General features: G+C 42.8%; 8 protein-coding genes and 1 pseudogene. 2 read left to right on the top strand and 7 right to left on the bottom strand.

What is annotated here, in order from left to right:
* Nucleotides 1-254, top strand: a pseudogene (locus AC4II3_RS07240) (hypothetical protein); the annotation flags it as partial.
* 822 nt (nucleotides 255-1076) lie between these two features.
* On the top strand, nucleotides 1077-2348 hold the full coding sequence (locus AC4II3_RS07235; RefSeq protein WP_488006502.1) for a DUF8508 domain-containing protein: 1272 nt from the start codon (nucleotides 1077-1079) through the stop codon (nucleotides 2346-2348).
* Between the two features lie 265 nt (nucleotides 2349-2613).
* On the opposite strand, the gene AC4II3_RS07230 is transcribed toward AC4II3_RS07235, so the two are convergent.
* The 7 genes from AC4II3_RS07230 to AC4II3_RS07200 all read right to left on the bottom strand — a co-directional run bounded on the left by AC4II3_RS07230 (nucleotide 2614) and on the right by AC4II3_RS07200 (nucleotide 12430).
* Nucleotides 2614-3888: a cation:proton antiporter gene (locus tag AC4II3_RS07230; RefSeq protein WP_488006500.1), complete on the bottom strand. Its 1275-nt coding sequence runs from the start codon at nucleotides 3886-3888 to the stop codon at nucleotides 2614-2616.
* Nucleotides 3889-4071: 183 nt separating this feature from the next.
* Nucleotides 4072-4725, bottom strand: a complete 654-nt coding sequence (locus AC4II3_RS07225) for a CPBP family glutamic-type intramembrane protease (protein WP_488006498.1) — start codon at nucleotides 4723-4725, stop codon at nucleotides 4072-4074.
* 56 nt (nucleotides 4726-4781) lie between these two features.
* Nucleotides 4782-5405, bottom strand: a complete 624-nt coding sequence (locus AC4II3_RS07220; RefSeq protein WP_488006496.1) for a GNAT family N-acetyltransferase — start codon at nucleotides 5403-5405, stop codon at nucleotides 4782-4784.
* 94 nt (nucleotides 5406-5499) lie between these two features.
* A complete protein-coding gene (locus tag AC4II3_RS07215) occupies nucleotides 5500-6549 on the bottom strand; it encodes a DMT family transporter (RefSeq protein ID WP_488006494.1) in 1050 nt (349 codons plus the stop codon).
* Nucleotides 6550-6792: 243 nt separating this feature from the next.
* The gene (locus AC4II3_RS07210) at nucleotides 6793-7221 is read right to left on the bottom strand and encodes a DUF3574 domain-containing protein (RefSeq protein WP_488006492.1); all 429 of its coding nucleotides are present in this window, start codon (nucleotides 7219-7221) and stop codon (nucleotides 6793-6795) included.
* 165 nt (nucleotides 7222-7386) lie between these two features.
* Nucleotides 7387-10068 (bottom strand): MGH1-like glycoside hydrolase domain-containing protein, encoded by a 2682-nt coding sequence (locus AC4II3_RS07205; RefSeq protein ID WP_488006490.1) that lies wholly within the window; start codon nucleotides 10066-10068, stop codon nucleotides 7387-7389.
* Nucleotides 10069-10405: 337 nt separating this feature from the next.
* On the bottom strand, nucleotides 10406-12430 hold the full coding sequence (locus tag AC4II3_RS07200) for an amylo-alpha-1,6-glucosidase (RefSeq protein ID WP_488006488.1): 2025 nt from the start codon (nucleotides 12428-12430) through the stop codon (nucleotides 10406-10408).
* Nucleotides 12431-12528: the final 98 nt, after the last annotated feature.

The following is a 12528-nucleotide window of genomic DNA, read 5'->3' as shown; positions in this document are numbered from 1 at the left end:
AACAAGGCCGGGAACAAGGCCGGGAACAAGGCCGGGAACAAGGCCGGGAACAAGGCCGGGAACAAGGTAATTTAGAGGGACAGCGCCTGATGGTGGAGAATCTACTGGCAGGCCGGTTTGGCACTGTTGATCTCGAGTTATCCCAGACGATTGAGCCTTTGATGCAGTTGCCGATCACAGAGCGTATTCAGGTGCTCCTTAACCTATCCCGTCAAGAACTGTTGGAGAGGTTTGGAAAGAGTCTATCTGATTGATACCAACTGTAAGCATTAAGCGGTCAGCGTTCAGCTTCTTGAGGGTTTTCCATAATCACGGGTCGCACCTCATGTACTCGTCCCAGGGCTAAATGCCTTGTTTGTCTTGATTTAAAAGCTAACTGGTAAGCATATGCGCGAAGCGCACGCTACTTGAGGTGCTATCAGCGTGTCGCGTATCAGCTATTGGCCGTAGGGCAGGCTCGGCCAACATTTTATGCGGTAAAGATGGTGCTACTAGATCGGTGCTTTTGAATAAAATAAGCTCACGGCTGAATCCTTAAGCTGACTGGTCAGAAGCTGATCGCTGAATTCTTACAGCTAGAGTGTATCTTTTTAACCATTTAAAGGTAACTTGTCAACTGCTATACCTTCCTGATTCAATTAATTTTTTTAAAAGTCTTGCTAGATAAATAAAAGTCTAGTCAAACAGCCAATTAATCCCAAAATATCAACAAAAATAAAGTACCATCATAAGTGAATACTTTCTTCATTTTTTTATGTTTAAAATTTAGTCAAATAGCATTTCCATTTAAAAAAATATATTTCTGCTTGAATAAATTCAACATAAACGATCCAATATACGTAATTATAACAAGCATTCATAACGAAAAAAAGCCTCTGTATAGATAGTATAAATAACATCTATACAGACTATATAAATAAATTTTATAGTCTGTTTATTAATCAGGGATTGCATACATTCACTGAATGCTGATAGGTGACCGCTGAAATTATAGCTAATAGCTAAAGATTCGTTGGTTTGAAAGCCAAGACAACACCCTGAGATTACTAGTTAGTTGTAAACAGAAAGATAGCTATATGACAAATCTAATCATACGTTCCATATACGACATCCAAGGTCAAGGTCATATCTCACCATTTGTTGGTCAGTCTGTCGCCACTACAGGTATTGTGACTGGGGTAGCGAGCAACGGCTTCTACCTACAAGACCCTGATGGAGATAATAATGATGCCACCTCAGATGGAATTTTTGTTTTTACCGATTCTACTCCTACGGTCAGCATCGGTGACGAGGTGCAAGTGAGTGGTGATATAGAAGAATTTCGGCCTAGTAACCGTTCCAATGACTTAACACTGACTCAAATTACTAACCTGACTAATATTAGGGTCTTATCATCGAACAACCCTTTACCTACTGCAGTGGTTATCGGTGAAGACCGTACACTACCTACAGAAATTATTGATGATGATGATTTAACTGACTTCTACGAAAGCCTAGAAGGGATGCGGGTGCAAATCAATAATGCTGTAGCGGTTTCTGCCACCAATAGCTTTGGTGAAATTTGGGCGGTTCCAGGTGATGACATTGCTATTAGTGACGGTGACTTCAATCCAAAACGAATTCAGATTGATGACACTCTATTGAATGGCACCTCTCCTATAGTTAATGTCGGTGACGAGCTCGGTACTGTAACAGGGGTACTTAGCTACAGTTTCGGTAACTTTGAACTCCAGTCTACTGAACCAATTAGTGCTACATCCGGTAACCTACAGCCAGAGATAACGAATATGGAAACGTTAGCAATTGTCGATGTCAACAGTGAGTTTGCTGAGGAAGCTAGCGACTATGACGCAATTTTGGCTCCCTTGACCTTACCTGAACCAACTATTATCAATGGCACCGCAGGTAGTGATAAGATGACTGGTACTGATAACAATGACATTATCACTGGTTTCCAAGGTCGAGATTTGCTCACTGGTGGTGGTGGTAATGATCAGTTTGTGTACACCTCACAGCGAGATGCTGGCGATCAGATCACCGACTTTGAAGTGGGAAGTGACAAAATTGTTCTTACTGAGTTATTTAATAATAGCGGAATTACAGTTGCTAATTATGCGGATGCGATTAATCAGGGCTTTCTGAGTTTTGCTTCACAGGATAATTATGCTGTTGTTTTGTTTGACCAAGATGGCTCTGATGACAGCAATTATCAAGGGGTTTTCAGGGAATTAGAACAGGAATTTCCGTTTCCTTCTTTAAATACTAACTCAGATGGAAGTCAGATATTTATCGTTCTCGAAGATGTTGATGTTTTTGAGCTCCATGATGCTAGTAATTTTGTGATATAAAAGGTTTTTCGCGTAGGGTGGCCGTTCGCGTAGCGTGGCCTAAAGGCCAAAAGGCCAATGTTATTTGGTTTAAGGTTTAATAATCTTTAATAATCTTTATCCTGTTCCAAATAATAGTTAAGGTTTTTGAGCTGATTTTGGTGCTTATCAAGGGCTACAATAAATCCGCTACTGTTAGATTTGGTAGTCTACTCAAAAGACCTCTTGCAAAAGTCCCAAACTATTGCCGACTCCCTACTCCCTACTCCCTACTCCCTAAAACCTATCATTTGCGCCAAGACAAACGAACAGGCATTTCCGACCGTGGCATCAATTCTGGGATCTCATGGGTAGCTTTAAATCTTGCCATGCGCTTACCATACCAGTTAGCTCCTGGAAACGCCGTTAAACCATGAGCAAAAACACTAATCAATACAGTTACTACCATAGTGCTAAACATCACTTCACTACCCTGAATTCCATCCCCCTCTAAAATTAGTAAACCATACAATATTGAAGCCACTCCCCTCGGTCCAAACCAGCCCAGAAATAAAATAGTATACCAACGCAACTTCATACCAATCACACTAATAGCAACCCCTACCATCCGAGCAATGGTCAGAGTAGCAACAGCGTACAATACCATCTGCCAATTGACGCTATCGAGAGCAGGAAACACCATCATTGACCCATAAATCATAAAAATCAGCAGCACCAGCAACTGTCCCTCTGCTTCTCCAAACTCATACAAACAATCACAAATTGATGGAGCTGTATTCCCTAGGGTTAAGCCAGCACAAAATGCCGCAATAAAACCATTTCCCCCTACTAATTCTGCGATCGCATAAGCACATAAGGACAGTCCTAATACCGATAAATCTTCAAAACTATGAGTAATCCACTTGTAGCGAACACTCTGTGACACCAACCAACCGCCAATATAGCCAACTGCTACCCCAACGATTGGCCCGAGAATCACTTGCATAGCAGCAAAGCGAAACCAAAAGCTTGCTGTTCCCGTCCCTTCCATTGTTCCAGCTAAGGAGAGGAAAATTAATAGAATCGGTAAACAAATACCATCATTCAAACCACTTTCAACATTGAGGGATTGACGAATACAAATTGGAACACGAGGGCTGCTGACCACCGCTTGTCCTAAAGCCGCATCAGTGGGAGCCAGAATTGTTGCCAAGGCTGCTGCTTCCCAGAATTCTAACCTACCTCCAAGCAACAGTACTGCCAAGATTGTTCCTAGGATAATTGTCAGCGGTAGACCAATACCTAACAGACGTACCGGTAAATTGTAGTCTCGACGCAACAGTTTAAGATTAATCCGAGAAGCATCAGTGAATAAAACCAGAATCAAGGTAAATTCAGCAATTATCCGAACAAGCTCATGCTCTACCTCCAGATTCAATAAACCCAACAATGGCGGACTCAATAAAATTCCAAAGATAACAAAAGCCATCGGTGGAGTAATCACACTTTTCTCAATGCGCCCAGAAATTAAACCAAAGCCGAGGATAAATAGGGCAATAATCGCAAATAGTTCAGTGTTCATGAAATTGCTCTAAGTCTTGAGTGTATCAGTGCTATACCAAAGGCAATAGGCAATAGGCAATAGGCAACCCACCCCTAACCCCTCCCAGGAGGGGAAGGCAATAGGCAATAGGTAAAAAAAAATGTGTACCTCATAGTTATGAAAAACGCTGATAGCCGACACGCTGATAGCTGATAGCTTAAGTTACAAAAGTCTCTTTTTTCCACCCAAGCCAATCAGCCAGATCACAACAAACAACCAGTGAATGACGACAGCTGTCCAGATGGAGCCACTTTGAAGATAAGCAATAGTACAAATAATTCCCAAAAGCGCAGCTAGAAAGAGAAACATAGGCTTAAAAAATGTTTCCCGTGCCGCCGGATAGAAGGTGATAGCATTCAGCGGATGATAAATAATAAAAATGACTAAACTGACTGTAGACCAAGCGGATAGTGAAATTAATGAAGGGTTTTCTGAGGGATGAGGTAATAATAAAACCCGGAAAAATGTCTCCTCAGCTATTGCTGGTGTAAACAGAGCAGTTATCATAATTTTTAGCACTGGATGCCAAGAGGTTTTGACATTAATAGCACTTACATCAGTTTCCCTGAATAAGGGGGATAATGGGGTATTATGATCAGTTTCTTTTGAGAATGGAGATAATGGGGTTTCCTCAATAGTAAGTAAGTTCTGATCCAGTTGCAGAAAGCCATTACGTAAACCAATCGGTAAAGCAATTAAACCATAGATCATAATTAAGATAACTACAATTCCCCAAGCTTTCCAATCAGGAAAGGTTAATATCCCAGCCATCAAGCGCTCGGTAACTCTTTCAGCAAATTTGGCTGACATCTCCATAGTGATATCTCCATAGTGACATCTCTATAACTATTAACATAAGCATGTTAATACTTCTAAAGATTTACCAAACTATGATGCGTTCGCGTAGCGTAGCCCTTCGGGCTAATCGCCTTTGGCGGAAGCTTTGCTTCATCGCGTAGCGTAGCCCTTCGGGCTAATCGCAAAAATTTAAGCACTCCAGGTTTAGACTCTCCAGCAATCTTAATAAATCCATTTTTTTCCAAAACTCGGATAGATGAAATCAATTCCGGTAACGTCTCTGCTATCACTACCTCAATTGTGACATGGGAAAATGCCCAACTAATCAGTGCGTTAACGGCTTCCGTAGCGTATCCAACCCTTTGAAACTCTGGTAGCACAGAATAGCCGATTTCTACCATACCATCCGGGGTAGCTTGTCCCTTAAAACCACCAATACCGATTAATTTTCGTTCATTTTTGCTCTTGTCTAGAAGAACAAAATACCAGCACCACCAACCAATCTGATCCGAACCCTCCCTTAACCGTTGTGCAGTAAATTTCATAGTGCCAGCATGATGGCCTTCTGGGGGCCAAGCTTTTGGAATGTGAGCATCAATTAAAGCAGTAAACCGTGAGGGAGTCATTTCTGATTGTACCAGTTCTGGTGTACCGGCAATAAGTTCCAATCGATCTGTGGTTATGCTGATGTAAGCCAATGTTTAAAATTCCCCCATATCCAAGGTTTAATAACGTTTAATTCAACGTTTAAATTTTGTTTTTATTAACATTATTGTTATAATTAACCATAACTTATACCCCTGTAAACCCAACTTCCATTTCTTTCATCGATTCTTTCACAATTAGAGTATCAGTTTTAGGAAGTTTGCGAGCAATACCAATTTGATTTAGGACAATGCCACAAATAATTACAGCACCCCCAATATACTGAGCTATTGTTGGTACTTCTGAGAGAATCAAGTAAGCTGCTAAAATGCCCGCTACCGGACTAAAGGAACTGGCCAGAGAAACATCGGATGCGCTAGTAGTCTTCAAACCTTTAAACCAACAAAGTTGACCCCCTACTACAATCACAGCCCCATAGAGTATCATCCATTGCCAGACAAACGGTGAAAAAGCATCCATAAAGTGACCTACTCCAAATAACTTAATCACCACAACAAAGAAAATGACCGTACCTGTAGCGGTTCTGAACACCGTAAAGATTCCCAGAGGGATTTGGCGTAGCTTGACTTTACTAATAATCGTAGAAATTGCTAATGCGATCGCTCCTACTGCTGCCATCAATTCAGCGACACCAATCCTAAAGCCTCCCGGCATACTAATCATATTTTCCTGGGGAGGCTGAAGCACAATAGTCAGGATTACACCAATAAATGAAACAATCGCACCAGCTATCACCCAACGATTTACCCGTTCTTTGAGAAGTAAAACTGACAAAGCCAAAGCAAGAGGAGGCTCAATGCGTCCAATCAGCACTACATTATTAACAGCAGTGCGCTCAAGAGCGATAAATATCAAAGATGGTGCCAGTGCTCCTGACAAAACTGCGACACCCAGTAACCCTAACCAATCTGTTCCAGAGAGTTGTCTTAGGGCCCGAAAATTCCACTGTCGTCCATAAATCGCAATCAACCCTAGCAACGCGCAGAGATTGCCAACAAATAAAACATTACAGAACGAAATAGGATTTCTACCATCAATTAAATTATCTGCACCCAGGTCAGTCAGCTTACGAATGACCGAATTCGCTGCTGCAAAAATTAGGATAGCGATCAATAAGTAACCACGCCCTGGAATCCGATTCAACCAATCTGTTGTTTTAGCAATGAAACTTGACATAGACGTTGACAATAGCAAAGTTTAAATGACAGGGTAAGCGCAAGAATCAATAAGCCTAGGCTTATTGATAAAAAAACCGCGCCATTCTCAACAAATTAATTCTATTGCGAGTACAGTTCTACTAGATTATAGGGGTTTCGAGCCACGATCAACCGATATCCACCCAATGCACATTATGGGCAATTTTTTATTGCGCTTACCCTGGTTTCAATGAATTATATCGTGTCCAGATGTACCATCGATTCAAAATGAGACACAGTTTATCTCATCAAGACGCATAACTGAGTCTTGTTGGAATTGTGACTTATAGGCGGCACGGATATCTTCAATAGCTTCCTCTGCCTTTGCAGAGCGCTTATAAAGGATCATCACCATACGGGACTCCTCCTGTATTGTCTTGTCTGTTTTAGCATCTCGCCATTGTCCTGATATTTTGTCAATGCTTAGCCCATCTGGAAATCGAGGGCTTATTACATTATCAAGGAACTTTTGCCATACTAGAGGTTCCACTTTTCCGCCACCAGGGATGTTTAAACCAAAATAGAGTTCAACCTTAGACATGGTTTGGCCTTCTACTGGACAAGATGATGATGCGAGATTGCTTTGAGGCAAAGTCAACAAAAATAATACAAAAATTACTACCACACAAATGAAGTTACTTAATGTTTTCATAGTTAGACAATGAGCTCTTATATCACTATAGTACCGTAGCATAATTTAACGTTTATTTATGCCCACCTACTTAATTGATCCAGAGTTATGTAATAACTATACCGGTAGGATGGGTTAATAACGCACCCTACCACTGACGTCTTAAATAAAAGTATTGTCCAGAAATCATTTAGACTCACTACAGTCAGCACATTGTTGGATCAGTTTTGCAATTAATCCAGTCCAACCAGTTTGGTGGCTGGCTCCAACTCCTAAGCCGCTATCGCCATGGAAATATTCATAGAATAAAATTAAATTTTGCCAATTCGGATCAGTTTTAACTTCAGTAATTTTGCCATAAATAGGACGATGACTGGATTTATTTTTCTCAAAAATCCGAATCAGACGCCGGGATAGTTCTACAGAAACTTCTCCAAGGGTCATCAGATTACCTGACCCTGTCGGGCATTCCACTTTAAAGGTATCTCCTAAATAGTAATGGAAGGTTTGCAACGATTCAATTAAAAGATAGTTAAGGGGCATCCAAATCGGACCACGCCAGTTAGAATTTCCCCCAAATAACCCATTACTAGATTCAGCAGGTTCGTAGTCTACACGATGTTCGTGATCATTGACATAAAATCGATAAGGATTATCCTTATGAAACTTAGAAATGCCTCGGATACCATAGTCACTTAAAAACTCATTTTCATCCAATAACTTGCTCAGAATGCGGCGGAATTTATCACTTTCTAGCACTTTCCCAACATTCATATAACATAGAGCAAGCATCCGCTTTGCCCCTACTCCCTTAGTTTCCATACAAGCAACATTGCGTTTGAGATCAGGGCGATGTTGAATAAACCACTCCAATCGTTTTTTAAAACCCGGAAGTTTATTGAGTGTCTCTGGTTCTATAGTAGTGACGGCAAACAGAGGAATTAACCCTACCATGGAGCGTACTTTCAGGCGCAACTGTTCCCGATTAGGTAAGTATAGGACATCATAGAAAAAGCCATCGTCTTCATCCCACAATTGCGTCTCATCTTCCCCAATATTATTCATCGCAGCGGCAATGTAGAGGAAGTGTTCAAAAAACTTAGTAGCCATGTCTTCATAGACAGGGTTTTCTAACGCTAATTCTAGGGCAATAGTGAGCATATTAAGACAGTACATTGCCATCCAGCTGGTGCCATCGGATTGCTCAATATACCCTCCGCTTGGAAGGTCTGAACTGCGGTCAAATACTCCAATATTGTCTAAGCCTAAAAACCCGCCTTCAAATACATTGTTACCGTCGAAATCTTTCCGGTTAACCCACCAGGTAAAGTTAAGCAGAAGCTTTTGAAAGACCCGTTCTAAAAACTGGCGATCGCTTGTTCCATGGAACTGTTTTTCCAGCTGATAAACTTGCCAGGTTGCCCACCCATGCACGGGAGGATTAACATCTGAAAAGTTCCATTCATAGGCGGGAATTTGCCCATTGGGATGCATGTACCACTCTCGCGTCATTAAGTCAAGTTGATTCTTAGCAAAATCTGGATCAATCATTGCTAAGGGGATGCAGTGGAATGCCAAATCCCATGCCGCAAACCAGGGATATTCCCATTTATCAGGCATAGAAACAATATCGGCATTGTTGAGATGATTCCATTGCTGATTCCTGACTTTGAGCCGTTCTGGTGGGGGTGGCGGTTGATTGGGGTCACCCTTGAGCCAGGTTTCTACATCGTAGTAGTAATACTGTTTACTCCACAATAGTCCTGCGAAGGCTTGACGCTGAATATTACGCTGATCATCATTGATTCCGGGTGGTGCGATCGCATGGTAAAACTGATCCGCTTCTGAGCGACGGGTGGCAATAATCCGTGAAAACTCACTGCCAAAGGGTTGGGGGATATTGGGAGCATCACTCAGCCACAGCTTAATCACCTGAGTCTCCCCAGCACCAATAGTAAATTCATAATGGGGAGCCACTTTTGTGCCGACTTTGCTAGGATTGACGGCATTATTGTCACCCTGAACCACATAGTTGTTAATGCCATCTTTAACATAGGCAGACTGATTTTCTACCCCAAACAATCGCTGATAATTGGTTTCGTTATCAGTAACTAATAATTCTGGTGAACCCTCACAGTAAAACCACCGTTGTCCTAATGTGGGATGGGAGGCTTCCAGGACACTGAATTGCTGATCAGATTTAGCAACCTTGATTAGGGGTTTGGGAGCATTAGGATTCCAAGACCAAGTATTGCGGAACCAGAGAGTAGGTAGGATATGGAGGGTTTGAGGATCTGGTCCTCGATTAATGGCAGTAATTTGGATTAAAATTTGCTCCGCCGAGGCTTTGGCATACTCTAGGAATACATCATAGTAACGATTTTCCTGGAATACCCCTGTATCGAGCAGTTCAAACTCTGGTGCTTGCGGTCCCCGACGTTGGTTTTCCTCGACTAGCCAACTATAGGGAAACTCAGCTTGGGGATATTTGTACAAGCCTTTCATGTAGGAGTGGGTAGGAGTACTATCTAGATAGAAATAATACTCTTTAACATCTTCCCCGTGATTACCTTCAGTGCCCGTTAAACCATAAATCCGTTCTTTAAGGATCGGGTCTTTGCCGTTCCATAACGCTAGGGCAAAACACAAATACTGTTGATCATCACAAATACCCAAAATACCATCTTCGCCCCAACGGTAAGTACGCGATCGCGCCTGGTCATGGGTAAAATAATCCCACGCTTGTCCATCCGGGCTATAGTCTTCCCGTACTGTTCCCCACTGTCGCTCACTTAGGTAAGGCCCCCAGCGTTTCCAGTGGATAATGTGATTTCGAGCTTCTTCGAGTCTTTGATGTTCTTCAGTCATAACTCAGAACAGCTGCATCGCTTTTAAAATTTTTAGCTTAGTTGTTATTTGGTTTAAGGTTAGTTAGTTTCAGGTTGTTCGCGTAGCGTGGCCAAAGGCCAAGGTTAGTTAGTTTAAGGTTTAAGGTTAGTTGTTATTTGGTTTAAGGTCTGAATGCAATCAAGTATAGTTTGATCAGTTACTAATTAGCCATTACAAATTAATAATTATTAATTAATATCAATCATCAATGATTAGGAGGTACACTCAAATTTCCTATCCCGACTCCCGACTCCCGCCCTAAATCTAAAAAACCTACCCCTGTCAGGTGTCGCCGTATTCCCCTGTAGCCGTTCACTTATGGGTAATTATTCCAATTTGAGATTAGTAGCCAAGCACGAAGCACTTCTGCTACACTCCAAGCTTGGGCAAAACATCCTCGTGGGGTCATGGGGGCATCCCCGTCAAAAATTTCACTAATGCTCCCTACACAAGCAGCTTGGAGGTGATTGGCCATAGGTTCAAGAAAAGTCAGGGCTGTGGTAGGATCGTTATATACACGTAAATGAGCTTGGACAAAATGCCCGATTAACCAAGCCCAAGTGGTGCCTTGGTGATAAACGCTGTCTCGCTCAACAGGATTGCCACCGTAGTGTCCACTGTATTGGGGATGATCTTGAGAAAGCGATCGCAATCCATAGGAAGTCAACAAAGTTCGAGCAATCGTATCCACCAAACTGCGCTGTTGCTCTCTATCCAGTAGGGGAGCAAGGTTTGTGCCCCGTGTATGGCTTCCCCTTCCCATTGGTAATGATACTGCAAAAATCTGATTAGGTCGCAATGCCGCATCATCTCCAGACTGGGTATCCAGCACATCATAGCAGTAGCCTAGAGAGCTATTCCAGAACCGCTGAAAGCCTCTTGCCGTCTGCTGTGCCATTTGCTCATACTCTTGGCAGGGTTTACCCAAGGTCTGAGCCAAGGTGATCATGACTCCCAAAGCGTTGTACCACAGGGCATTTATCTCTACAGGCTTACCGACGCGAGGCGTTACCACCCAATCCCCAATTTTGCCATCCATCCAAGTCAGCTGAACTCCCGCTTCTCCTGCATAAATTAAACCATCGTTATCCAAGTGAATCCTGTAGCGAGTTCCGCGACGATGCCAGTCAATCACCTCTTCTAGAATTGGAAACAATTCCGCTATCAACGCCTGATCTTGCGTCGCTTCGTAATAGGCACGGATTGCCTCGAAATACCAGAGTGTAGCATCCACCGTGTTGTATTCTGGTTCCGTTCCTACATCTGGGAAGAGATTAGGTAACATCCCTTGATCGATATAACGAGCAAAGGTGCGGAGAATAGTGCGAGCAACCTCAGGACGACCGGTGGAGAGAGTCAATCCTGGCAAGCTAATCATGGTATCTCGCCCCCAATCCCCAAACCAAGGGTAGCCTGCGATAATCGTTTTATCATCAGGTGCATCTGCTAACGGGCGGTTGACTATAAATTGGTCAGCCGCCCATACTAATTGTCGGATCCAACTGGGGGTAGTTTTGAGCTCATGGGCAGCATCCCAACGGTTGATTAACTGCTGCTCGTATTGATAATGAGCGTCTAAGGCTATGTTGCCATCCAGTTCAGGATGTTCTTCAGTGCTGACTACCAGAGTCAGGGATTCCCCAACCTTAAGCTGGGTCTCAAAGGTGGCGACATGGAGATGATCTTCGCGTCCGCTTAATCCACGATACCGTTCCACTGATAAATCAAACCCTATGCTCCAATCGTGGTGTACGGACATATCACCCCGATCAGCCAACAGGCACAATGGAACAGCCCCCTCAAATGCTGTTACCCACACTCCCCTTTTTACCGGAGTAATCTCCATCCGCCAATCCCCGCCATAGGTACTACCATGGTGATCTCGATAATTGACGAAAGCTTTCAGAGATAATGTAATTGGTTTACTACCACGCACTAGGGTGTAGCGACTATAGGTTGTATTGGCTCCCTGTTGCATCCATAGTTGCTTTTCTAGCAGTGCATCGGCACAAGCAAATCTCCAAACCGGAATAGTTCCCTCTAACCGAAAGGACTCAAGGGTTTGATACCCGTGGGGGTCTACTGTGCCATCTGCCCAACGGTTAGAGCACAGGGGATAGGATTGGTCATGATATTGAATCGTTTCATCTAACTTAGTCACCAGCAGGGTACGATTCAAGGGGGGCTTGAGAGCAGCAATCAGCAATCCATGATAACGTCGAGTGACTAGACCAGCTATGGTCCCTGATGCGTAGCCTCCAATGCCATTGGTAAGTAGCCATTCCCGTGATTCTGCTATGGCTAGATTACCGCAAATTTCTCGTCCCAAGTCATTAGTCATTAGTCATTGGTACTTGGTACTTGGTAGTTTTTGCAATTGTTAATTTAAAATTGGTACTTGGTTAGTACCAATTTTAAATTAGTTTAAGTTAATTTAAG

The sequence above is a fragment of the Moorena sp. genome (genome assembly GCF_982860115.1).
The sequence above is the reverse complement of the archived record's forward strand: the minus strand, read 5'-3'. Positions and strand labels throughout refer to the sequence as shown.

Bases quoted from the DNA above. Each gene is read 5' to 3' on its own strand.
- AC4II3_RS07235 (WP_488006502.1), top strand. From the start codon at position 1,077: ATGACAAATCTAATCATACGTTCCATATACGACATCCAAGGTCAAGGT.
- AC4II3_RS07230 (WP_488006500.1), bottom strand. From the start codon at position 3,888: ATGAACACTGAACTATTTGCGATTATTGCCCTATTTATCCTCGGCTTT.
- AC4II3_RS07225 (WP_488006498.1), bottom strand. From the start codon at position 4,725: ATGGAGATGTCAGCCAAATTTGCTGAAAGAGTTACCGAGCGCTTGATG.
- AC4II3_RS07215 (WP_488006494.1), bottom strand. From the start codon at position 6,549: ATGTCAAGTTTCATTGCTAAAACAACAGATTGGTTGAATCGGATTCCA.
- AC4II3_RS07210 (WP_488006492.1), bottom strand. From the start codon at position 7,221: ATGAAAACATTAAGTAACTTCATTTGTGTGGTAGTAATTTTTGTATTA.
- AC4II3_RS07205 (WP_488006490.1), bottom strand. From the start codon at position 10,068: ATGACTGAAGAACATCAAAGACTCGAAGAAGCTCGAAATCACATTATC.
- AC4II3_RS07200 (WP_488006488.1), bottom strand. From the start codon at position 12,430: ATGACTAATGACTTGGGACGAGAAATTTGCGGTAATCTAGCCATAGCA.